Consider the following 20474-nt stretch of genomic DNA (forward strand, 5'->3'; position numbering starts at 1 on the left):
CGCTCCGCTCGCAATGACGCGGATATAGCGGAAATGACGGTTTAGACTGCCGCCGTCGCAGCACTCACCGACGCCGCCACCCCACCCTTCGCCAGATGCCGCTCCGTGATGTACTCGAACGTCAGCGCAGCCCCCGGCGAGCGCTAGCGTTGTGGCCTTCGCTCGATCGGGTCGATGTCGATCGCCCGCAGGCGGCCGAGCCGCAGCACGTTCATGGCAAGCCGCCGGCCGATGCGGTCGCGGTCGAGCACGCGGATCAAATCGTCGACACCGTTGATCTCGACGCCGTCGAGCCTGATCACGACGTCGCCGGGCAACAGGCCTGCCTTCGCCGCCGGGCCATCCGGCTCGATCTGCATCAGGAGCGCGCCCATCTTGTTCTCGACCCCGGCCAACACCGCATGCCGCCGCGGGACCGGCGCGGTCTGCCCGGCGACGCCGATATAAGCGCGGCGGACATAACCGTGGCGGATGATCTCCGACAGCACGAATTGCGCCGTGTTGCTGGCGACCGCGAAACAGATGCCTTGAGCACCGTTGATGATGGCGGTGTTGATGCCGATCACCTCGGCATTCGACGACACCAGCGGGCCGCCGGAATTGCCGGGGTTGAGCGCGGCATCGGTCTGGATCACGTCCTCGATGGTGCGCCCGCTGACCGAGCGGATCGAGCGTCCGAGCGCGGAGACCACGCCGGCGGTCACGGTCGATTCGAAGCCAAGCGGATTGCCGATCGCGATCACGAGTTGGCCGCGAAGCAAGGTCTTGGAGTTGCCGAGCGCGGCATAAGGCAAATGGCGCACGCCGTTGGCGCGCAGCAGCGCCAGATCGGTGTCGGGATCGACGCCGAGCACCTGGGCCTCGCCGACATGGCCCTCGACGTCGCGCAGCCGGATCTCCTTCGACGTGCCGACCACATGGCTGTTGGTGAGGACGAGTCCGTCCGGCGAGATCACGATGCCCGAGCCGAGCCCGCCGCGCTCGCGGCCGTTCGGCACTTTTGGCCCGGTCTCGACCCGCACGACCGCAGGACCGACGCGGTCGGTCACGTCGATGACGGCATTGGAATAGGCGTCCAGCAGCGCCCGGTCGTCGACCGGGGCAGCCGCCGCCGTTCGCGATGACGGTGCGTCATCGGCGATATCTGAGGTGAAATCCAGCATGGCAAGAGTCCGTGAGGCTCACACAGATGGTGGCCTGTTCCCTGCCGCGCAAGATGTCCGCCTGGAGTGCAGGGGCTGGACTGCCCAGATGGCTAGGGCGCGCGCCGCAGCGAGCCGCCCCTGGCCTTGACCCGATCGAGCAGCGACCAATCACCGTCCGGGAGCACATGGCCTTTGGGAAACGGCGCGCGCGGCTCGAGCCCGAGCGATCCCAGAACGCGGTCGTCGCGGTAGTAGCATTGCAGCACGACACGGACGAGCGTTGCGGCGGGCACGCCGCCGGCCGCGCGAAACTCCTGCGCCACCGCATCGCGCCTGGCGGCATCGAGCTCGGCGAGCGGCCGACCTGCCAGCCGCGCCAGATGATCCAGCGCCGCCGCCACCAATTTGGTGTCGCGGCCGAGCGTTGCCAGCATATCGGCCTGGATCGTGGGATCGTCGGCGCCGGGCACCTTGTACGCGTCGCTGGCCGGAACGATCATGGCGGCGACGGTGCGGAGGTCATCGCGCTGCACGCGCGTCAGTTGAGTGTCTGCGGACATGACGGCCTCAATCAAACAAATTGGCGAGGCGCTGCTTCATCTGGTCGGCGATGTACAGCGCGAGGGCCTGGATGGTGGAGGTCGGATTCACACCGCCCGAGGTGACGAAGATGCTGCCGTCGACGATGAAGAGGTTCTTCACATCGTGCGTACGCCCCCATTCGTTGACCACGGAGCGCGCGGGATCGGTGCCCATCCGCGCGGTGCCGAGCAGATGCCAGCCGCCCCAGGGGATTGGCGAGTTGATGCAGATGTCGGTCGCCCCGGCCGTCTCGAGGACCTCCCGACCCCGCGCCAGCGCATGCTCCATCATCTTCCGGCTGTTCTCGCTGATGGTGTAGTCGATCTTCGGCGCGGCAATGCCGTGACTGTCCTTCAGGACCGGATCGAGCGTGACCCGATTATGCTCCTCCGGCAGATCCTCGCAGATCGCCGAGAAGCCCAGCCGGTGGCCGTTGAGCTTGCGGAAGATGCGATGATGATCCTCGCCCCACGGCAAAATGCCCTTCTGCTCGCTGACCACGGCCTCGAACACGGGACCTGCGCCGCGCACGAACTGGACGCCGTAGCCGCGCACAAAGCCGCGCGAGGGGTCGGTGTCGTACCACTCCTTGCTCCACAGGCAGGTCGGCGGCGCGCGGTTAGAGTCGGTCGGCTCCTTCACATAGCCGTAGATCTGCGCGTAGGGGTGGAACATCAGGTTCTTGCCGACGAGACCGGACGAATTGGCAAGTCCGTTCGGGAAGCGGCTCGATGCGGAGTTCAGCAGCAGCCGCGGCGTGCCGACACCGTTGCAGGCGATGATGACGACATGCGCCGGCTGGAACTGCTCGACGCCGTCCTTGTCGTAGTAGACCACGCCCGAAGCCATGCCGTTCTCGTCGGTGGTAATCTCGCGCACCCGGCAATGGGTGCGCAGCTCGACGCCGGCGCGGATCGCATGCGGCCAATAGGTGATGTCGGTGGAAGACTTCGCGCCTTGGGCGCAGGCCGGCGTGCAATGGCCGAGATTGATGCAGCGCGCCCGGCCCTCATAGTCCATCGTCGCCACAGTGGTATCCGACGGCCACCAGTGCCAGCCGAGCTTGTTCATGGCCTTGGCGATGATGGCGCCGGACAGGCCGAGCGGCTGCTGCGGCATCGGCGGATGCGTCAGCGGCGAGAGCGGATCGCCCGATAGCCCCGACGTGCCCATCATTCGGTCGTTCTCTTCGAAGAACGGGGTCAGCGCGTCGTAATCAATCGGCCAGTCGTCGGCGACGCCGTCGAGCGTCTTCACCTTGAAATCGGAGGGATGCAGCCGCGGCCAATGCGCGGTGTACATCACCGTCGAGCCGCCGACCGCATTGTAGTTGACGACCTTGATCGGCGAATTGTCGTCGTTAACAGGATAGTCCTCAGGCCGGCCGCGAACGTTTGGGCTCGACGACCACTCGCCGTAGAATTTCGCCTCCCAGTCCCGGCCCGTGCTCGGATATTCCGCCGGGTTCATCCAGCCGCCCTGCTCCAGGCAGAGAATGTGCATCTTGGTCTCGGCCAGTGACCACGCCACCGCAGCGCCCGATGCGCCGGCGCCGATGATCAGGACGTCCACGGGGTCTTTCATCGCAACCTTTTTCCTCCCGCCCTCGCCGCTTTCCGGGCGATTCGGCCTGCACCGTTCGCAAGGCCCGCGAACGATAGGATCAGAGCGGGCGGGGAGTAAAGCCGCGAGGCCGGAATGTCGCACTTCGCAGGGTGCAGACCATTGGTATCGCCACGTCCGGATGCTAGGAACAGGCGCCCGAGCCATCGATAGCGAGACCGTATGTCCTTCCGAAATGTTATTGCCGCCGCCCGCGCTTTTGCGCTCGTTGGGTTTTTCGCCCTGTCCGGATTCCTGGCATCGTCCGAGCCGGCTTCCGCGCTGACGGCCGCCGCGACGGTCCGCGACGGCAACTCCATCCAGCTTGGCGACGTCACCTACCGGCTCGATGGCGTCGATGCGCCCGAGCTGGACCAGATCTGTATCGACGATCACGCCGATTCCTGGACCTGCGGCATCGAGGCCCGCGACCAGCTGACCAAGCTGATCAACAAACGGACGGTGCGCTGCGACGACGTCGGGCCGGAGAAGAGTTTTGGCAAGCGGCACCGGGCGATCTGCACGGCCGAGGGCGACAAGGCGACGTTGAACGAGCAGCTGGTCAAGCTCGGTTTTGCCGTCGCGCGGGAGCCGATCAAGGCGAACGTCAAGCCGGCTGCGACTGAGGCCAAGACAACCGCCATGGGAATCTGGAAGGGCTGCTTTGTCGCACCGCAGGACTTCCGCGCCGGCAAGAAGGACGGCGCACTGCTGGGCGCTGCCTGCCGCCAGGACCGGGACAAGGAAATCCGCGCCGCGCTGTTCCCGGAGGAGCTGACGATGCCGCCGAGTTGCAGCATCAAGGGCAAGCTTGCGGTGCGCGCCCGCGTCACCGGCAATATCGGCATCTATCATTTGCGGGGCTGCCCGAGCTACCCGGCGACCACCAAGCCGGACCGCTGGTTCTGCTCGGAGGACGACGCCCAGGCGGCCGGTTTCCGCAAGGCGTATAATTGCCGCCGGCCGAAGTGAACAAAGCCGTTCACGCACCCGTGAGTGGTAGTCCGGGACCGTATTGCTCCGGAATTGAACTTCGGCGGGAGTTGCGGCACTCAATCAAAGTGCGCACGCGCTTTGCGCGCGCGCTTCCTTGGCAGACGATCTTATCGGATTGTCTTTGCTTGGGCGTTTCCTCCCTAGACTTGGGCCGCTTGTCATCACAAGCGGCTCTTCTTCTTTGTGTGCAGGTTCTCTCACTGCATCCGCATGATGTGGTCCATCGGCGGCATGTTGGCGTTCAGATGCGCCATGATCCAGACCGTGCCTCCGACCACCAGGAAGACCACCAGCAGCCCGAAGGCGAGCGCCAGCACGTTGTTGGTGTTGTCGGGGCCCGTGGTGATGTGGAGGAAGAACACCAGGTGCACGCCCATCTGTGCAATCGCGAGCACGATCAGTGCGACGGGGATGGAGGGCTGCCAGACCAGATCCGTGCCGGCGATGAAGAACGACGTCGCCGTGAGCAGCAGCGCCAGAACAAGGCCGACCACGTAACCCAGGATCCGGGTGCCGACACTGTGTTGCTCTTCGTCACCCGGCGCGAGATCGTGCCCGGCCGGCATATGCGTCTGATCGCTCATGCGCCACTCCCCAGCAGGTAGACGACGGAGAACACTGCGACCCAGATGATGTCGAGCGCATGCCAGAACAGCGCAAAGCACATCATCCGGCGCAATATATCGGCGCGGAAGCCTTTTGCGAACACCTGGGCCATCATGGTGAGCAGCCACAACACGCCGGCGGAGACATGCAGGCCGTGGCAGCCGACCAGCGAGAAGAACGCGGTCAGGAACGCGCTGCGGGACGGGCCATAGCCGCGCGTGACGAGATCGGCGAATTCGCGGAACTCGATGACGAGGAATATGAGCCCGAGCACGCAGGTCACGCTCATGCCGAGATAGAACCAGAACCGGTTGCGCACGTCGGCGGCGATGCTGGCCATGCCGCAGGTGAAGCTCGACAAGAGCAGGCAGACCGTCTCGATCGCGACGTTCCTCTGCTCGAATATCTCAGAGCCCTTCGGGCCATCGGCGGTCTGGCCTGACAGCACCGCATAGGCTGCGAAGAAGCAGGAGAACATCACGATGTCCGAGAGCAGGAAGACCCAGAAGCCGTAGGCGGTCACGATCCGCTTCGAGGCGGGTCCGGGATGTTCGATGACGATCCCGATGTGATGGGGATCGGCGTGCGCGTGGCCGGCGGTTGCGGTCATCGTCATCAGACTGCCCCCGCCATGCTGACAAGGCTGCGCCGCTCCTCGAGATTGACGCGGTCGATGCGGGCGACTTCCTCGGCCGGAATGACGTATTCGTCATGGTCCCGCCAGGCGAACACGACGAAGGTCGCGAACGCGCCAAGACCACCCAAGATCACCATCCACCAGATGTGCCAGATCAGCGCAAAGCCCATGATGGTGGCGAAGAACGCGCAGACGAAGCCGGTCGGCGAATTCCGGGGCATCTCGATGTCCTGGTATTCGGGTCCTTCGTGCTCGAACGATTGCTGCCGGGCATGGACCTTCATGTCCCAATAGGCGTCCTCACCGCGCACATCGGGATTGAAGGCGAAATTGAACACCGGCGGCGGCGACGCGGTCGCCCATTCCAGCGAGCGGCCGTCCCAGGGATCGCCGGTGCGGTCGCGCAGCACTTCGCGATTGCGGATGCTGACGACGAGCTGCACGATCTGGCAGATCACGCCGATCGTCAGCACCGCCATGCCGATCGCCGCAACGATCATCCAGGGCCGCCACGCCGCAACATCATAGTGCTGCATGCGGCGGGTCATGCCGAGCATACCGGCGATGTAGAGCGGCATGAAGGTGACGAAGAAGCCGATGAAAGTGAACCAGAACGCCGCCTTGCCCCAGCGTTCGTCGAGGCGGAAGCCGAACGCCTTCGGAAACCAGTATTCGAAGCCGGCGAAGGCGCCGAACAGCACCCCGCCGATGATGACGTTATGGAAGTGCGCCACCAGGAACATGCTGTTGTGAAGCATGAAGTCGGCCGGCGGCACGGCGAGAAGGACGCCCGTCAGGCCGCCGATGATAAATGTCACCATGAAGCCGACCGACCACAGCATCGGCGTCGCGAAACGGATGCGGCCGCCATACATCGTGAACAGCCAATTGTAGATCTTCACGCCTGTCGGTATCGCGATGATCATGCTGGCGATGCCGAAGATGGCGTTCACATCTGGGCCCGCGCCCATCGTGAAGAAATGGTGCAGCCAGACCATGAAGGAGACGACGCAGATTGCCATGGTCGCAAGCACCATCGAGCGATAGCCGAACAGCGCCTTGCCGGAGAAGGTCGACACCACCTCGGAGAAGATGCCGAACGCAGGCAGCACCAGGATGTAGACCTCCGGATGGCCCCAGGCCCAGATCAGATTCATGAACATCATGACGTTGCCGCCGGCCTCGTTGGTGAAGAAGTGGAAGCCGAGATAGCGGTCGAGCAAGAGCATCGCGAGCGTGGCGGTGAGGATCGGGAAGGCCGCGACGATCAACAGGTTCGATGCAAGTGTCGTCCAGCAGAACATCGGCATGCGCAGATAGTTCATGCCCTTGGTGCGCAGCTTCAGCACCGTGGTGACGAGATTGATGCCGGCCACCAGCGTGCCGACGCCGGATATCTGCAGCGACCAGGCGTAGTAATCGACGCCGACACCCGGTGAATAGGACAGTCCCGACAACGGCGGAAAGGCGAGCCAACCGGTGCGCGCGAATTCGCCGATGACGAGCGAGAGATTGACCAGCAGCGCGCCGGTCGCGGTCAGCCAGAAGCCGACCGAATTGAGCGTCGGGAACGCGACGTCGCGCACGCCGAGCTGGAGCGGCACGACCAGGTTCATCAGCCCGATCACGAACGGCATCGCCACGAAGAAGATCATGATGGTGCCGTGCGCCGAGAAGATCTGGTTGTAGTGTTCCGGCGGCAGATAGCCCTGCGATTGATAGGCGACCGCCTGCTGGATCCGCATCATGATGGCGTCGCTGCCGCCGCGCAGCAGCATGACCGAAGCCAGCAGAATGTACATGACGCCGATCCGCTTGTGGTCGACGCTGGTGATCCACTCGTGCCAGAGATAGGGCAGATGCCCCTTCACCACGACCCAGATCAGCACCGCGAGAATCGCGATCAGCACCACCGCGCCCGCGACGAGCGGAATCGGCTGGTCGAACGGGATGGCCGACCAATCGAGCTTACCGAGCATCATGGCCTCCACTGTGCGGACGGCCGGCATCGGAGGTCAGTTCCGGGCCCGGCCCCGGCGGAATGTGCTGGGTCGCGATCAAATCGAACAGGCGTGGATCTTCGAGGCGATAGGCCGGCCTGCCCTTCTCGATGCCCTGCTGCATCAGCTTCTTGTAGCTGTCTTCGTTCAACACGGCGTCGGTCTTCGCTGTGGTTGCCACCCAATCCGGAAAGGCGAGCGGCGAGATCACGTTGACGTCGAACATCATGTCCGGAAAGCCGTCGCCGGAGAAATGCGCCGACAGTCCCTGCAGCTTGCCTTCATTGTCGGCGCGCAGGTTCAGCCTCGTTACCATGCCGTTCATGGTGTAGATCATGCTGCCGAGCTGCGGGATGAAGAATGTGTTCATCACGCTCGACGACGTCAGCTGGAAATTCAGCTCGGCACCGGCCGGCACCGTTAACGTGTTGACGGTGGCGATGCGCTGGTCCGGATAGATGAACAGCCATTTCCAGTCGAGCGAGACGGCCTGGATGCGGACCGGGCTGCCGGTGCCGGGCACGGGGGCTGCGGGATCAAGCTGGTGCGAACCGATCCAGGCGACGCCGCCGAGCAGGATGACGGTGAGCGCCGGGATCGACCACACCACCATCTCGACCCGGCCGGAATAGACGAAGTCAGGCTGGTAGCGCGCTTTGGTATTGGAGGCGCGAAACCAGAACGCAAAGGCCAATATCGCGACAATGGTCGGCACGACGATCACGAGCATGATGAAGACGGAATCGACCAGGATGGTGCTGTTGGCCGCAGCTACGGGCCCTTGCGGATCGAGCAGATTCATCGGCAAGCCACTGGCGGTTGGGAAGCCCCGGGACAGAGCCTAGCGCGGGAAAGGCTCCGCAACAAACGCGGCGACCTCGGAACGGTTCCTGAACCGCCGGGGTCAGCTATGCGCGGTGGACCGGCCGCAACATGCAATTCCATGTGATGTCAATGACATGAACGCAGGAGCCGCGCCCTTCTCTCCGCGCGGAGCCATTGCTAATCTGCACGAAAATAATGGGAAATACGGGATCAGGGAGTGAACCGAGATGCGCTTGAAGGACAAGGTTGCCATCGTGGTCGGCGCCGGCCAGAGCCCCGGCGAAGGCATGGGCAACGGCCGCGCCACCGCGCTGACCTTCGCGCGCGAGGGTGCAAAGGTCTTGTGCGTCGACCATCATCTGGAGTCTGCGCAGGAAACGGTCGCGATGATCGCCGCGAAACACGGCACCGCCACGGCCTTCAAGGCCGACGTGACCAAAGCTGCCGACATCAAGGCGATGGTGGCGGATGCGCAATCGCGCTGGGGCAGGATCGACGTGCTGCACAACAATGTCGGCGTCAGCCTTGCCGGCGGCGATGCCGAGCTGCTGCAATTGACCGAAGAGGCGTTCGACCGCGTCGTCGCCATCAACCTCAAGAGCTGCATTCTCGCGGCGAAAGAGGTGATCCCGATCATGCGTGCGCAGCGAAGCGGCGCCATCATCAACATCTCCTCGATGGCGGCAATCACGACCTACCCTTACGTCGCCTACAAGGCGACGAAATCGGCGATGATTGCCTTCACCGAACAGCTCGCCTACCAGAACGCCGAATACGGTATCCGCGCCAACGTCATCCTGCCCGGCCTGATGAACACGCCGATGGCGGTCGATACCCGTGCCCGCGAATGGCACAAGTCCCGCGCCGAGGTCGAAGCCGAACGCGACAGCAAGGTGCCGCTGCGCAGGAAAATGGGCACCGGATGGGACGTCGCCAACGCCGCGCTGTTCCTGGCGTCGGATGAAGCGGACTTCATCACCGGCGTGACACTGCCGGTGGACGGCGGGGCGAGCGTGCGGCGGGGGTAGATCTTTCTTCTCCCTCTCCCCGCTTGCGAGGAGAGGCGAAGCATGCACCGTCATTGCCGCACGCTTGTCACCCGCCAGATCGTGCCATTGCCATCTTCCGAGATCAGCAGTGATCCGTCTTTCGCCACGGCGACTCCCACCGGCCTGCCCCACACCTCGGTATCGCTCACGACAAATCCCGTGACGAAATCCTCGTACTCTCCGGTCGGCTTGCCGTCTTTCATGCGGATGCGGATCACCTTGTAGCCGGTGCGCTTCGACCGGTTCCAGGAGCCGTGCTCGGCGGCGAAGGCATCGCCCTGGTACTCCTGCGGAAACTGCGTGCCTTGATAAAACGTCATGCCGAGCGAGGCCGAATGCGGCTGAATCAGCACATCCGGCACGGTCACCTTATCCTTGAGGTCCGGCCGCGCGCCGACGTGGCGCGGATCTTCATTGCTGCCGATATAGAACCACGGCCAGCCGTAGAAGCCACCCTCCTTCACGCTGGTCACGTAATCGGGCACGAGGTCGTCGCCGAGGCCGTCGCGTTCGTTGGTCGAGCACCAGGGCAGTCCGGTCTGCGGCTGGATCGCAAGGCCGACGCAATTGCGGATGCCGGTGGCGTAGATCTTCCGGTCCTTGCCGTCAGGACTAAGAGCCAGCACGGCGGCGCGCTCGGTCTCGCTCGCCCAGGCCGCGCCGAGCGGTTGCGCTTTCGCCCAGGCCTCCATCCCGCCCGGGGGCGTGCCCAAACCTTCCGCGACGTTGCTGAGCGAGCCGACCGACACCAGCATGCGCTTGTTGTCGGGCGTGAAGACGATGTCGCGGGTGGAATGGCCACCATCATGCGGCAGGCTCGCCACGATCGTCTCGGCCTTGCCGCGCGCCTTGAGATCACCGGCCTGATAGGGAAAGCGGACGACGCTGTCGGTATTGGCGACATAGACCCATTGCGGATTGTCGCCATTCGGAAAGAAGGCGATGCCGAATGGCTGCCGGAGCCCCGTCGCAAACACCTCGTTGGTCGCGACCTTGCCGCCCTCGCCTGCGCGCAGCACGCGGATGTTGCCCGCCCGCGTCTCCGCGACGAACACGTCGCCGTTCGGCGCCACCCGCACGACGCGCGGCGTGCGCAGGCCTTCGGCGAATAGCTCGATCTTGAATCCTGCCGGCACCCGAAGCTCCGCGTCCGACGGACGCGGCACCACGCGCGACGAGCTCGCCACCGACCGCGTCGCGCCGGGCCTGACCAGATCCTGCGGCCGGATCAGCCTGACCGTGCCAGGCTTGTCGGCCCGCCAATCGCCATAGGCGTCCTTGCCCTGCAGCACCGGCTCCGCCTGCGCGGCAGTCGCAACCAGAAGTCCCGCGGATATCGCTACGGACAAAATTCGGCTCTTCACGTTGACCTCCCGGCCTGCAGTCTCGAACTTCGACCACCGCGGCTGTGCCGCATCCCACGTCAGCTGATGCTCGCACGATGGGCATCAGGTGCAACCCATCGTACTGGAAATCACCGCGGATAGGTGCGACACATTGGTAGAGCGGGGGTTGCGGTCATCAAAGCTGCGGCATCGCTGTCGCAATTGACGGGATGATCATGTGGGGATCCATCATATCGGAATGGGCGAGCCTGCTGCTCCGCTGGCTGCACGTGGTCGCCGCGATCGCCTGGATCGGCAGTTCCTTCTATTTCATCGCCCTCGATCTCAGCCTGAAGCCGAAGGCCGAGCTGCCAGATGGCGTGCAGGGCGAGGCCTGGCAGGTCCATGGCGGCGGCTTCTACCGGATCATGAAGTATCTGGTGGCCCCGAGCCAAATGCCGGACGAGCTGACCTGGTTCAAATGGGAGGCCTACACCACCTGGCTGTCCGGTTTCGCGTTGATGGTGGTGGTCTATTATCTCGAGGCCGATCTGTTCCTGGTCGACAAGTCGATCCTCGACCTCACGCCATTCCAGGCCGGGCTGTTCAGCTTCTTTAGCCTGGCGCTGGCATGGCTGCTTTATGAAGCCGCCTGCCGCACCGGGCTTGCGCAGCGCGAGCTGCCCTTTGCCATCGGCGGCTATCTGTTCCTGGTCGGCCTAACGTATGCCTTCACCCATGTGCTCAGCGGACGCGGCGCCTTCAACCAGATCGGCGCGATCATCGGCACCATCATGGTCGCCAACGTCTTCGCGCTGATCATCCCGAACCAGAAGAAGATCGTGGCCAGCCTGATCGCGGGAGAGGCGCCCGATCCGAAGCTCGGCAAGGCCAGCAAGGAGCGCTCGGTCCACAACAATTATCTGACGCTGCCCGTGGTCGTGCTGATGATCAGCAACCACTATCCCCTGCTCTACGCCACGCGCTTCAACTGGATCATCGTCGCGATCATCCTGGCGCTCGGCCCCGTGATCCGCCACTTCTTCAACGAGCGCCATGCGGGACGCAAATCGCCGTGGTGGGTGTGGGGCGTGACCGCAATCGGCGTGATCGCGATCTTGCTTCTCTCCGCGGCCGGCCCGCGCGACGTCAAGACAACCGCATTGCCCGCACCGCCGACGCTCGCCGCCGTCGAGGAGATCGTGATGTCCCGGTGCAGCATGTGCCACGCCGCCGAACCGGTCTGGGCCGGCATCGTCACCGCGCCGAAGGGCATCTTGCTCGATGCGCCCGAGCACATCCATCGCAACATCCGCCTGATCGGCCGTGTCGCGGCCTGGTCGAGCGCGATGCCGCCGGGCAACATCACCGAGATGACAAGCGAGGAGCGTGCGATCCTTGCCGCCTATATCGAGCAGGCGCACTGATCGTCATCCAATGGCGCATTTCGTTGAATGTAATTCCGCATCTCGCATCGATTAGAAAATGACTCGACCGCCTATCCGGCGTAGACAAGAGCTGCGGTCGCCGGCGCGGCCTGAAGTCAGTTTGCATTCGCGGGGAAAGAACAGTGGCCCTCAACAACGTCATCGGTATCGACCACGCCGTGGTCATGGTGCAGGACCTCGACAAGGCGGCCGAGAACTACCGGCGGCTCGGTTTCACCATCTCGCCGCGCGGCACGCATAGTGCGCATATGGGCACCGGCAACTACACCATCATGTTCGACCCCGACTATATGGAGCTGCTCGGCGTGCTCGCTGCGACCGAGCACAACGCACCGGCGCGCGCTTTCCTCGAGAAGCGCGGCGAAGGCATCGAGCGCATCGCCTTCACCGCGGTCGATTCCGCCGCAGGCGCGGAGGAGATCCGCGCGCGTGGCCTGACGCCGATCGGTCCGACCGATTTCGAACGGCCGGTGATGCTGCCTGATGGCACGGTCTCGGCGGCGAAATTCCGTACCTTCATGTGGCCGACCGCGGAAGCGCCGGGCGGCGTGCGCATCTTCGCCTGCCAGCACAAGACCCGCGAGACGGTCTGGATTCCCGAACTGATGACGCACGCCAATGCGGCCAAGCGGATCAAGCAGACGCTGATCGCAACGCCCGAACCCGCGCAGGAAGCCGCGCATTTGGGACGGCTGATCGACCGTGAGCCGAAGGCTGAAGCCGATGGCGCGGTCACGGTGCCCTCCGGCGGCGATCGCGCCGACTTCGTCTATTTGACGCTGGACCAGCTCGCCAAGCGCTATCCCGGCGTGCCGCTCGCCAGCCTCTCCGAGCGGGGCGGCGCGGCGCTGGTGCTCGTCAGCGGCGATCTTGCGGCAACGGAGAAGGCGCTGGGCTCCGCTGCCGTGCGCAGTGGACCCGCGATCTGCGTGCCGCCGGCCAAGGCCAACGGCACCCTGCTCGCCTTCATTGCCGGCTGATTTGAGCCAATTCTTTAACGCCTGTTTACCCGGCGGCCTTAGGATTCTCCGAGATCCACGCCATCGGGGCCAAACGCATGTTCAAAGAGGGATCGCCGATCGCCTATGACGCGCCGGCCGAATTGAAGAAGTGGCCGTCGCTGAAGGGCGAGAGGCAGAAGGACAGAGGTCCACCCTATCTCGTCTACAACGGCACGCTCGCCGACTGCGTCCGCGAGCTCATGGGCAAGCCGATCAAAGGCATCTCGCTCTACGACATCATGACGAAGCCGCAAGCCGCCTTCGAGCAGACCGTGCTGTCGCCCGGCGATGCCGCCGAGATCGCGATGCGCAAGGATTTCCCCAAGGACTAGTTCGAGGACTAGTTCGCGGCGCGCTTGGCGGCCGCCCTGCCCTGCTGCTTCGAGGAGGATTCCGTCGGCGCATCGAGGAAGACGACCGGCGTGCCGCGCTTGACGTTCTCGCCGAGCACGCGCGCGTCCCAATTGGTCAGCCGGATGCAGCCATGGGAGGCGGACTTGCTGACCCTGTCGGGATCCGCCGTTCCATGAATGCCGTAGCCCTGCGCCGACAAACCGATCCAGTACGAACCCACGGGATTGTTCGGCCCCGGCTTGATGTCGAACGGCCTCTTGGACTTGACGCTCTTGAACTTGTACTCCGGATTGTAGTGGTAGGTCGGCTGCTCATGGGTGCCGGTAACCTTCAGCGTCCCCGTCGGGGTCGGGCGATCCGGACTGCCGATTGACGCCGGATAGAACGCCACCAGCCGACCAGAGCCCTCGTAGGCCTTCAGCGTCGCGTGCGTCTTGTCGATCTCGATCCGAACGATGCGCGGAAGCTCCCGTCTCGCCGGCAAATTGGCCACGGCAATTGTCTCGCCGGCCTTGTCGAAAGCCTTTCCCGGATTGAGCGCCCTCAACAGCTCTTCGCTCATGTGGAATTTTTCCGCGAGCCCTTCGAGCGAACTGGTGTAGCTCAAGGCCTTCAGCGACTTCATGTCGTCGAGCCTGGCCGGCAATTTTTTGAGATATGGTCCCTTCACATCCGCGTCGGTGATCTTGTAGTCGACGAGGACAGGACCCTCGCTCGCTGCGTTCAGCTTGTCCCAAAGTTCGGAAGCGATCGTCTTATCGAAGCTGGCACCATTCTGTTCGGCAAACGCCTTCAGCGCCTTCTGCGCGTTCTCGCCGAGCTTGCCGTCGATCTGGCCGGGGGAGAATTGCGCACGATCGAGCAGGATCTGAAGCTTCGTCACCGGCGCGCTGATCTTGTCGGCAGCCAGCTGCTTTTCCGGACGCGCAGCGTCGTTCACTGCTCTCGCATCGAGATTGCCTGCGAGCGCCGGGCAGATGATCCACAGCGACATCATCACGCCAAGCATCCATCGCATCATGATCGTTCGTCCCAAACAATGATCCGCAAAATCGCGGGCAGTTTCTTTTCGGGAACACCGTAGTAACACCGAAGGAACCAACGAGATCGCAGCTTTGCCGCAATCGGAAGCTTAAGAACGTCCTATCGCCGGCGCATCGCTGGCCGTTCACCCCACAGTTCGAGGTTGTCCCAGCAAATGCGATTTGTCGTCGCGGCGTGCGCCGCGTTTCTGGTTCTGATGTGCGACCTCGATCCGTCGGCGTCCCGGCAAACATCAACTATCGATACCGCCGTTCTCAAGAACAATCATGCCTCGTCACTTGTTCCTGTGGTCGAGCTCTTCCTTGCCAACGTGCAGGCCCTGGAGCTCGCCAACGCACGCGCGGCGTATGAGGAAACAATCGAGCCACCGCGTGCGGCCGAACCTGTCGCCTCGGTGCCACTTACACCGACGGACAAATTCTGCCACGCGCTTCGCGAGGCTGCCGAGGCCAGTGGCATCCCCGTTCCCTTCTTTGCCCGCCTGCTCTGGCAGGAGAGCCGCTTCAAGTCCAACGAGATCAGCCACGCCGGCGCACGGGGCGTTGCGCAGTTCATGCCGGAGACGGCCGCCGAAGTCGGGCTCGACGATCCCTTCGATCCGATGAAGGCGCTGCCTGCATCGGCCAAATTCCTGCGCAAGCTGCGTGACGATTTCGGCAATCTCGGCCTCGCAGCGGCGGCATATAACGCCGGTCCCGGCCGCGTTCAGAAATGGCTTGCCAAAGAGAGCGAGTTGCCGCGCGAGACGCGCGACTATGTCCGCATCATCACCGGCACCAAGGCCGAGGACTGGACCGAACGCTCTGAGGCCCTTGCGATCAGGATCGACCTGCCGCGCGAAGCGCCTTGCGAAGGCATCGGCAGTCTTTCGAAGACGAAGGACGTCGCCTGGGTTCCGGTCAACCTGACGCCCTCGGTTGCCAGCATCATTCGCAAGGCCGAACAGCTCGCCACGCGCCAACCGACGAACCGCGCGCGCAAACGGCTCGCGATTATGCTTCGGAAGAATGCCACGGCCCGTGGTAAGGCACACAGCATGATCGCGGCACGCGCGGCCGGAAAGAGCGCGAAGGCCCGCGCCGTTCGCTTCGCATCACGCGAACGGCCGTCGGGCTAGTGTTCGGAGCCACCCGCTTGGGTGGCTCCGATATCCATCACGCTAGTCGATCTCCTCGATCACGCGACGCTCGCCGGGCTCGATGACGTAGGTCCGGGTGTCGCGGTGGATGTAGCGGTATTCCCGCAAGCCAGGCGCATCCCGATAGACCGTGCTCGGGAATTCCTCCACCTCGACGCTCTCGGGGAGACGGTCTCCGACGCGGATATCCGTGCGCGCCGTGCTGCCGGTGGTCCGTGCCTCGCTCCGCCCTTCGGTGCGGGTCTTCGCGTGCTTGCGGATCACCTCGCGATCACGATCGGAGAACTTGCTGGCGCTGCGCTCGCGCGTGGTCGTTGTCGCCGTGGATTGCCCCGAATACGGCAGCACCGTCACGATCTTGTAGGTCGCGGGATCGACCACGACGATCTGATCCTTGACCAGCGCAAAGCTGTAGCCGCGATATTGCGGCACGATCTCCACGACGTCAGGCGGCAGTATCGAGAGATGCACGTCGCGCGGCACCACCGTTCCGACATTCAGCGAGAAATTGACGCTGGTCACGGGCCGAACGTTCAGGCGTGAGATCGAGGTGCTGATCCTGGTCTCCTGCTGCCGGTTGAGATTGACATCGGTCTGCGCGGCCCCCTGTGAGCCGGTACCGGCCCGTTCACCCTGGGCCTGATTGCTGGCTGGCGCATTCGGCGCCTGCTGGGCCTGGTTGCCGGCCGCTGCGGGCGCCTGCTGGGCTTGATTGCTGGTGGTCGGCGGCGGATTGGACCGATCCTGCGCCTGGTTCGTGTTCGCCGGTGGCGGGTTGGCGCTCTGCTGGGCCGCCGGCTGATTGCCGGTCGTGTTCGAGCTTGCCGTGCCGCTCTGCGGCCGCGAGGTGTCCGTGCTGTTCGCGGCGTTGTTGGATGTGCCGGAGCCGGGATTGGCAGGCCCAGACGACGGCGCGGTGCTCTGCGTCGTCTGTGCCGCGTTTCCTGTCGCCGGTGGTTGCTGCGGCTGCGATGTGGTCTGCTGCGTGTCGGATGGCGAGGTCGTCGCTGGCGCCGTGGAATTTGTTTGGGATTGCGGTGTCTGATTGGGCTTCGTGTTCGTGCTGGGTGATTGCGCGAAAGCGGCGTTCGCCAGCACCAGCCCCAATGCGGTGGTTGCCAACAGGCGGATCATGGTTCACTCCCTTTGATCTAAATGAACGTTGGCTACTAACCTGCGCTAAGACGCTCCGTTCCACTTTTTCCCGAGCCAAAAGGCTGCCTCCACGCCTGCGCGGAACCTGCAATGCCATCGCTGGATCAGGTCAAGCAGCGCGGCGGCAAGCTCGTCACCGCATTCGCGGCCGAGCTCGATCTCGACATGCGCAGCATTCGCAGCAACACGTTCGAGGTCGAATGGCCGCCTCGGAGTGGCAACCGACAGACCTTCCCGGAGGTCGATCGTGCCGAATGGTTCACGCTCGAAGAGGCGCGTACGAGGATCAACGCAGGACAACGCCCGCTGCTCGACCGGCTGGAGCAATTGCTCGGCGGCGATTAGCGCCTCGTTCCTGCTTGCGCTCGCCGACCGCGTCTCACTCCGCCTTGATGTTCGCGGCCGTCACCACCTCGGCGAGCTCTTTCGTCTCCTTGGCGATCTTCGCCGCATACTCGGACGGGCTGAGCACGCTCACGACGCCCTGCGATCCGAGCTTCTCCGCGACCGCCGGATCCTTGGCCGCCGCGACGATCTCCCGGTGCAGCGTCTCCAGGATCGGCGCGGGCGTCGCCTTCGGCATGAAGAAGCCGACCCAGAACGAGATGTCGAAGCCGGGATAGCCTGCTTCCGCAACGGTCGGCACATCGGGCAGCGCCGGCAGCCGTTCGGCCGACGACACCGCGAGCGCGCGCAGCTTGCCGGCCTTGACCAGCGGCACGGCGGAGAGCGGATCGAACACCGCCAGCACCTCCTGCGCGAGAATGCCGACCTCGGCGGCCGAACCGCCGCGATAAGGCACGTGGATCAGCTTGATGCCGGCCTTCTGGCTGAGCAGCTCCATGGCGAGATGGGCGAGGTTGCCGTTGCCGCCCGAGCCGTAAGGCAGTGCGCCGGGTGCGGCCTTTGCGGCTGCGACGAGATCGGCCACGGTCTTGACGTTGGCCGTCTTGGGATTCTCCGGATTGACCACGAGCACGAGCGGTGCCGACACGACGGTGGTGAGCGGCGCGAAGTCGCCTTGCGGGTCGTAGCGGATATCCCTGAACAGCGTCTTGTTGAGCGTGATCGTGGACGAGTTGCAGGCGAGCATCGTATAGCCGTCGCCTTCCGCACGCGCGACGCCCTCCGCGGCGATCATGCCGTTGGCGCCGGCGCGGTTCTCGACCACGAAGGGCTGCCCGAGCTTGCTGCCTAAGCGGTCGCCGATGATGCGTGCGACGACATCGACCGGACCGCCCGCGCTGAAGCCGACCATGACCTTGACCGGCCGCACCGGATATTTCTGCGCCACGGCCTCTGTCGACAGTGCAGAGGCACACAATCCGGCGATGACTGCCAGCAGGCGGGCGGTTCGTTGCATTGGTTCTCTCCCCAGACTTCACGGCGCCGCTTGTGCAGGCTTGTTGGTGCGACGCATCCGAGGATCATGAATAGTGGCCGCGCTGGATTTCGCAATCGCGTTTCCGCGCCGGCATTCCGCCGCACGGCAGGCGCGCGCCGCCTCCAAACAAAAAATGCGAAAACAACCCCATGCACAGTAGACGGCCCCTGTCGGAACAAGGACTTAACGGGAGGCAACATTCTTTCGGATGTTGCGAAATCGATTTTGACTCGTCGGGCAAAACAGGGGCATACTGGCATCATCGCGATCTGCGTGAGCAAACGGCTTCCACAGCCATGTGTGCCTCGCTTCGATCGCGCACAAGCCCTGCATCGACATCTGAAAACACAACCGCCGCACGGCAACTGCGCGGGTCGGCTTCGCACCAGCGGGCCTGCTCGCGCGTGCCGTCGACCCAAAGGACATATCGACATGACAACAGCCATGACACGCAACAGCACGACTCCCGTCCCCAGGTACGGCAGCAGGCCCACCCCGCGGGTCAAGCTCACCGGACAACGAATCGCAATTCAGCATCCGGACGCGGAGACCGGCGAACGCCTGATGGCCGAGGCGCTCGGTGCCGTCGACAGCGACGCGCTGCATGGCATCCTGAAGCAATTGATGAAAGCCAGCGTGATCCTGCAGGAGCCCGATGAGGCCAATCTCGCTTTCATGATCTCGATGATGAAGAGCATCGCGCCACGGGATTCCCTCGAAGCCATGCTGACGGCGCAGATGGTGTCCGTCCACGTCGCGACTATGCGCTTTGCCTGCCGCCTCGCCTTTGCGGAAGGCATCCCGCAGCAAGAAGGCATTTCCCGCGCATTGACCCGGCTGGCCCGCACCTTCGCGGCCCAGATGGAGGCTCTCAACCGCCACCGCGGCAACGGTGAGCGCCCGATCACGGTGCAGAACCTGTCGGTGCAGGACGGCGGCAGTGCGATCGTGGGGAACGTCGCACAGCATGCGCATCTGACGGTTGCCGAGCCGGGCACCGCGATAGACGCAGGACTGGTCCCGTCGCGCGAAGCCGGCGAATCCAAGCACGACCGGGCCGAAGCGACGACAGGCGCCACCGCATGAGTGCCGATCACATCCGCAACACGAGCGCGATGTCAGCAAGCCCGCGCTGCGGCGCCGGCACGCGCGGCGGCCTCGCCTGCCGCGCGCCGGCCGTGCGCGGCAAGCGCCGCTGCCGCATGCATGGCGGCGCCGCGGGATCGGGCGCGCCGCGGAGAAACCGCAATGCGCGCAAGCATGGCGCCTTCACACGGGAGCGGATCGCGGAGCGAAGGGCGATCCGGACGCTGCTCGGCGAGGCGGAAAAGCTGCTGGCGGAACTGGCGTCAGACAGCCTGCCGGCGAAGGGGCAATCTAGTTAGACAAAGCGTGGATGTTCCGTCAGATGCGTTGTCGCTCTCGAGCATCGCGCCTTCGGGCCCGACATCATTGCTCCATGAATTTTCCACTTTCCGTGACACGCTCCTGGTGGAACGTCCGTCTGCGCTTTGTGTTGGCCGCCTATCAGCGATGGAGATTTGCCATGAGAGTCAGCGACGCAATGACACCCGACGTGCAGCTGTGCACTCCCCAGGACAGCATCAAGGAGGCGGCCGAGGCCATGGCCGCGCTCAATGTCGGACTGTTGCCGGTGGCCGAGAACGATCGCCTGGTCGGAATGATCTCGGACCGCGATATCGCCACGCGGGGGATAGCAATGGGCCTGGGGCCTGATTCCTCGGTCCGTGACGTCATGACGGCAGATGTCAAATACTGCTTCGAGGACCAGGACATCGATGAGGTCACCCGCAACATGGCCGACATCCAGGTGCGGCGGCTGCCGGTGCTCAATCGCGACAAGCGGCTGGTCGGCATCATCGCGCTCGGCGACGTCGCCGTGTGCAGGCCCGGCGATGGTGCCGCGACGGCGCTGCACGGAATTTCGCAGGCTGGCGGGCAACACGCGGGCGGCATCACCGGCTGAAGCAGCGTTCCAACACAGACGCCGTGCGGCAGCGCAAGGGCCGCACGGCAGTTGCTGCTGCACAGGGAGGCGTATCGCGATCGCGCGCGCCACGTTCCGTGAAATTTCCATGCCCCCTGGGAGCGCAGCAGCGGTCCGGATCGAGATGATCGCGGTACGTGGAACTTCCCGCGCCGGCATCACTTTGAAGTCGGCA

Annotated in this window: 20 protein-coding genes and 1 pseudogene; 10 read left to right on the top strand and 11 right to left on the bottom strand. The window is 64.3% G+C overall.

The features are described 5' to 3' along the window. Positions 1 to 143: 143 nt before the first annotated feature. The 3 genes from IVA79_RS18470 to IVA79_RS18480 all read right to left on the bottom strand — a co-directional run bounded on the left by IVA79_RS18470 (position 144) and on the right by IVA79_RS18480 (position 3311). Positions 144 to 1163 carry a trypsin-like peptidase domain-containing protein gene (locus IVA79_RS18470; RefSeq protein WP_247555190.1) on the bottom strand — a complete coding sequence of 340 codons (1020 nt, stop codon included), beginning with the start codon at positions 1161 to 1163 and terminating at the stop codon, positions 144 to 146. A gap of 92 nt (positions 1164 to 1255) precedes the next feature. Next, complete coding sequence (locus tag IVA79_RS18475; RefSeq protein WP_247555193.1) at positions 1256 to 1705, bottom strand: hypothetical protein; 450 nt, start codon at positions 1703 to 1705, stop codon at positions 1256 to 1258. A 7-nt stretch (positions 1706 to 1712) separates the two neighbouring features. Further along, complete coding sequence (locus IVA79_RS18480) at positions 1713 to 3311, bottom strand: GMC family oxidoreductase (protein ID WP_247555196.1); 1599 nt, start codon at positions 3309 to 3311, stop codon at positions 1713 to 1715. Between the two features lie 201 nt (positions 3312 to 3512). Here IVA79_RS18480 and IVA79_RS18485 point away from each other — a divergent pair, with 201 nt between their 5' ends. After that, entirely contained in the window at positions 3513 to 4301 is a 789-nt protein-coding gene (locus IVA79_RS18485) for a thermonuclease family protein (protein ID WP_247555200.1), read from the top strand. A 221-nt stretch (positions 4302 to 4522) separates the two neighbouring features. Here the strand turns inward: IVA79_RS18485 and cyoD are convergent, their stop codons facing one another. Genes cyoD through IVA79_RS18505 form a run of 4 tightly spaced genes read right to left on the bottom strand, consistent with a single transcriptional unit; the run spans position 4523 to position 8370 of the window. After that, positions 4523 to 4909, bottom strand: coding sequence for a cytochrome o ubiquinol oxidase subunit IV (cyoD, locus tag IVA79_RS18490; RefSeq protein ID WP_247555202.1), 387 nt, complete (start codon positions 4907 to 4909; stop codon positions 4523 to 4525). After that, positions 4906 to 5547: a cytochrome (ubi)quinol oxidase subunit III gene (locus IVA79_RS18495; RefSeq protein ID WP_247555204.1), complete on the bottom strand. Its 642-nt coding sequence runs from the start codon at positions 5545 to 5547 to the stop codon at positions 4906 to 4908. Before IVA79_RS18495 ends, cyoD begins: the two co-directional genes overlap by 4 nt. Next, the gene (cyoB, locus tag IVA79_RS18500; RefSeq protein WP_247555387.1) at positions 5547 to 7547 is read right to left on the bottom strand and encodes a cytochrome o ubiquinol oxidase subunit I; all 2001 of its coding nucleotides are present in this window, start codon (positions 7545 to 7547) and stop codon (positions 5547 to 5549) included. Before cyoB ends, IVA79_RS18495 begins: the two co-directional genes overlap by 1 nt. After that, positions 7537 to 8370 carry a cytochrome ubiquinol oxidase subunit II gene (locus IVA79_RS18505; protein ID WP_247555207.1) on the bottom strand — a complete coding sequence of 278 codons (834 nt, stop codon included), beginning with the start codon at positions 8368 to 8370 and terminating at the stop codon, positions 7537 to 7539. Before IVA79_RS18505 ends, cyoB begins: the two co-directional genes overlap by 11 nt. 250 nt (positions 8371 to 8620) lie before the next feature. On the opposite strand from IVA79_RS18505, the gene IVA79_RS18510 reads away from it, so the two are divergent. Continuing rightward, positions 8621 to 9421 (top strand): SDR family NAD(P)-dependent oxidoreductase, encoded by an 801-nt coding sequence (locus IVA79_RS18510; protein ID WP_247555209.1) that lies wholly within the window; start codon positions 8621 to 8623, stop codon positions 9419 to 9421. Between the two features lie 50 nt (positions 9422 to 9471). On the opposite strand, the gene IVA79_RS18515 is transcribed toward IVA79_RS18510, so the two are convergent. After that, a complete protein-coding gene (locus tag IVA79_RS18515) occupies positions 9472 to 10806 on the bottom strand; it encodes a sorbosone dehydrogenase family protein (RefSeq protein WP_247555211.1) in 1335 nt (444 codons plus the stop codon). A gap of 197 nt (positions 10807 to 11003) precedes the next feature. Here IVA79_RS18515 and IVA79_RS18520 point away from each other — a divergent pair, with 197 nt between their 5' ends. The 3 genes from IVA79_RS18520 to IVA79_RS18530 all read left to right on the top strand — a co-directional run bounded on the left by IVA79_RS18520 (position 11004) and on the right by IVA79_RS18530 (position 13548). Next, complete coding sequence (locus IVA79_RS18520; protein WP_247555212.1) at positions 11004 to 12194, top strand: urate hydroxylase PuuD; 1191 nt, start codon at positions 11004 to 11006, stop codon at positions 12192 to 12194. Between the two features lie 143 nt (positions 12195 to 12337). After that, positions 12338 to 13195, top strand: coding sequence for a VOC family protein (locus IVA79_RS18525; RefSeq protein WP_247555215.1), 858 nt, complete (start codon positions 12338 to 12340; stop codon positions 13193 to 13195). A 77-nt stretch (positions 13196 to 13272) separates the two neighbouring features. After that, positions 13273 to 13548: a hypothetical protein gene (locus tag IVA79_RS18530; protein WP_247555218.1), complete on the top strand. Its 276-nt coding sequence runs from the start codon at positions 13273 to 13275 to the stop codon at positions 13546 to 13548. 8 nt (positions 13549 to 13556) lie between these two features. Here IVA79_RS18530 and IVA79_RS18535 read toward each other — a convergent pair whose 3' ends face one another. Next, a complete protein-coding gene (locus IVA79_RS18535) occupies positions 13557 to 14591 on the bottom strand; it encodes a L,D-transpeptidase family protein (RefSeq protein WP_247555221.1) in 1035 nt (344 codons plus the stop codon). A 177-nt stretch (positions 14592 to 14768) separates the two neighbouring features. Between IVA79_RS18535 and IVA79_RS18540 the strand changes: the two genes are divergently transcribed. Continuing rightward, positions 14769 to 15731 carry a lytic transglycosylase domain-containing protein gene (locus IVA79_RS18540; RefSeq protein WP_247555223.1) on the top strand — a complete coding sequence of 321 codons (963 nt, stop codon included), beginning with the start codon at positions 14769 to 14771 and terminating at the stop codon, positions 15729 to 15731. A gap of 42 nt (positions 15732 to 15773) precedes the next feature. Here IVA79_RS18540 and IVA79_RS18545 read toward each other — a convergent pair whose 3' ends face one another. Further along, positions 15774 to 16886, bottom strand: coding sequence for a DUF1236 domain-containing protein (locus tag IVA79_RS18545; RefSeq protein ID WP_247555224.1), 1113 nt, complete (start codon positions 16884 to 16886; stop codon positions 15774 to 15776). Positions 16887 to 17003: 117 nt separating this feature from the next. On the opposite strand from IVA79_RS18545, the pseudogene IVA79_RS18550 reads away from it, so the two are divergent. Continuing rightward, positions 17004 to 17252, top strand: a pseudogene (locus IVA79_RS18550) (NUDIX hydrolase); the annotation flags it as partial. Between the two features lie 34 nt (positions 17253 to 17286). Here IVA79_RS18550 and IVA79_RS18555 read toward each other — a convergent pair. Then, positions 17287 to 18270, bottom strand: coding sequence for a tripartite tricarboxylate transporter substrate binding protein (locus tag IVA79_RS18555; RefSeq protein WP_247555226.1), 984 nt, complete (start codon positions 18268 to 18270; stop codon positions 17287 to 17289). 453 nt (positions 18271 to 18723) lie between these two features. On the opposite strand from IVA79_RS18555, the gene IVA79_RS18560 reads away from it, so the two are divergent. The 3 genes from IVA79_RS18560 (at position 18724) to IVA79_RS18570 (ending at position 20278) form a co-directional block, all read left to right on the top strand. After that, the gene (locus IVA79_RS18560; RefSeq protein ID WP_247555389.1) at positions 18724 to 19377 is read left to right on the top strand and encodes a hypothetical protein; all 654 of its coding nucleotides are present in this window, start codon (positions 18724 to 18726) and stop codon (positions 19375 to 19377) included. Then, positions 19374 to 19676, top strand: a complete 303-nt coding sequence (locus IVA79_RS18565; protein WP_247555228.1) for an HGGxSTG domain-containing protein — start codon at positions 19374 to 19376, stop codon at positions 19674 to 19676. The genes IVA79_RS18560 and IVA79_RS18565 overlap by 4 nt, the downstream gene beginning before the upstream one ends. 161 nt (positions 19677 to 19837) lie before the next feature. Next, complete coding sequence (locus IVA79_RS18570; protein WP_247555230.1) at positions 19838 to 20278, top strand: CBS domain-containing protein; 441 nt, start codon at positions 19838 to 19840, stop codon at positions 20276 to 20278. Positions 20279 to 20474: the final 196 nt, after the last annotated feature.

This window comes from Bradyrhizobium sp. 138, from assembly GCF_023074075.1.
GTDB lineage: Bacteria > Pseudomonadota > Alphaproteobacteria > Rhizobiales > Xanthobacteraceae > Bradyrhizobium.

Bases quoted from the DNA above. Each gene is read 5' to 3' on its own strand.
- IVA79_RS18470 (WP_247555190.1), bottom strand. From the start codon at position 1,163: ATGCTGGATTTCACCTCAGATATCGCCGATGACGCACCGTCATCGCGA.
- IVA79_RS18475 (WP_247555193.1), bottom strand. From the start codon at position 1,705: ATGTCCGCAGACACTCAACTGACGCGCGTGCAGCGCGATGACCTCCGC.
- IVA79_RS18480 (WP_247555196.1), bottom strand. From the start codon at position 3,311: ATGAAAGACCCCGTGGACGTCCTGATCATCGGCGCCGGCGCATCGGGC.
- IVA79_RS18485 (WP_247555200.1), top strand. From the start codon at position 3,513: ATGTCCTTCCGAAATGTTATTGCCGCCGCCCGCGCTTTTGCGCTCGTT.
- cyoD (WP_247555202.1), bottom strand. From the start codon at position 4,909: ATGAGCGATCAGACGCATATGCCGGCCGGGCACGATCTCGCGCCGGGT.
- IVA79_RS18495 (WP_247555204.1), bottom strand. From the start codon at position 5,547: ATGACGATGACCGCAACCGCCGGCCACGCGCACGCCGATCCCCATCAC.
- cyoB (WP_247555387.1), bottom strand. From the start codon at position 7,547: ATGCTCGGTAAGCTCGATTGGTCGGCCATCCCGTTCGACCAGCCGATT.
- IVA79_RS18505 (WP_247555207.1), bottom strand. From the start codon at position 8,370: ATGAATCTGCTCGATCCGCAAGGGCCCGTAGCTGCGGCCAACAGCACC.
- IVA79_RS18510 (WP_247555209.1), top strand. From the start codon at position 8,621: ATGCGCTTGAAGGACAAGGTTGCCATCGTGGTCGGCGCCGGCCAGAGC.
- IVA79_RS18520 (WP_247555212.1), top strand. From the start codon at position 11,004: ATGTGGGGATCCATCATATCGGAATGGGCGAGCCTGCTGCTCCGCTGG.
- IVA79_RS18530 (WP_247555218.1), top strand. From the start codon at position 13,273: ATGTTCAAAGAGGGATCGCCGATCGCCTATGACGCGCCGGCCGAATTG.
- IVA79_RS18535 (WP_247555221.1), bottom strand. From the start codon at position 14,591: ATGATGCGATGGATGCTTGGCGTGATGATGTCGCTGTGGATCATCTGC.
- IVA79_RS18540 (WP_247555223.1), top strand. From the start codon at position 14,769: ATGCGATTTGTCGTCGCGGCGTGCGCCGCGTTTCTGGTTCTGATGTGC.
- IVA79_RS18545 (WP_247555224.1), bottom strand. From the start codon at position 16,886: ATGATCCGCCTGTTGGCAACCACCGCATTGGGGCTGGTGCTGGCGAAC.
- IVA79_RS18555 (WP_247555226.1), bottom strand. From the start codon at position 18,270: ATGCAACGAACCGCCCGCCTGCTGGCAGTCATCGCCGGATTGTGTGCC.
- IVA79_RS18560 (WP_247555389.1), top strand. From the start codon at position 18,724: ATGACAACAGCCATGACACGCAACAGCACGACTCCCGTCCCCAGGTAC.
- IVA79_RS18565 (WP_247555228.1), top strand. From the start codon at position 19,374: ATGAGTGCCGATCACATCCGCAACACGAGCGCGATGTCAGCAAGCCCG.
- IVA79_RS18570 (WP_247555230.1), top strand. From the start codon at position 19,838: ATGAGAGTCAGCGACGCAATGACACCCGACGTGCAGCTGTGCACTCCC.